Consider the following 877-nt stretch of genomic DNA (forward strand, 5'->3'; position numbering starts at 1 on the left):
TACATATGCTTTGTTGAAAACCTTGAGTGAGTGCCAAATTCACTCCTGTCAATTCAGTGGTAAAAGTTTCACCTAAGGTCCATGAAACTTGAAGGTCGCTTCCCAGTGAATTCCCTCCCGATGTACCAATTACTTTCGAACTAATTGACACTTGGGCATGAATCATTGAGGATATAAAAACGCCTATGACAGCAATAAAAATTGTAAGTTTTTTTATTCTCATGGTTGCCAGTACCTTGAAAAGTACATAAATTATAATTTTACAATCGTTATTTTGCCAGTTATTGGGTGCGTTCCATTAGAAGCAGATACTCTTATGGAAATGGTATTTCCAACCGAAGCATTTACTATACCGGTCAAATTTATAATAGCATCATTTGTGCCCCCAGCATTATAATAACCACCATCATATGCTATGTCTGTTGTATTTTGTCGCAAATAAGCAATTATGTTTGTTCCACCTAAAATAGTAGCTTTCAAAGAAAAATTTACCATATAAATGCCAGCAGTTGCCACAGTGGTGGTATAAACCTCCGTGCCGTTAGCACTACCAAAAACGCTTGAGTTACTAGAAGTACCACTAATACTTGCATCTATAGAAATTGAGGCAGAACCAGCTGCTCCTGTTGCACCTGTAGCACCTGTAGCACCTGTAGCACCTGTCGCTCCATTTGAACCATTCGAACCCGCTGATCCTGTTGCTCCTGTAGCACCAGTTAAACCAGTTGAACCATTCTGTCCTGTAGCCCCAGTGGCTCCATGAGCACCTGTTGAACCAGTTGGACCTGTAGCTCCTGTTGCTCCATTTGAACCAGCAGATCCAGTGGCTCCAGTAGCACCAGTTAAACCAGTTGAACCATTCGATCCTGTAGCACCA

Annotated in this window: 1 protein-coding gene and 1 pseudogene; both read right to left on the minus strand. The window is 41.4% G+C overall.

Translation table 11 applies throughout. The features are described 5' to 3' along the window. Positions 1 to 223 (minus strand): hypothetical protein (locus EGI24_RS14590; protein WP_255049200.1); only part of this gene is annotated, 223 nt, incomplete at its 3' end. Between the two features lie 29 nt (positions 224 to 252). Then, positions 253 to 877: pseudogene (locus EGI24_RS21910) on the minus strand (collagen-like protein); the annotation flags it as partial.

This window comes from Lacihabitans sp. CS3-21, assembly GCF_024343675.1.
In the GTDB taxonomy this organism is placed as follows: Bacteria; Bacteroidota; Bacteroidia; order Cytophagales; family Spirosomataceae; genus Leadbetterella.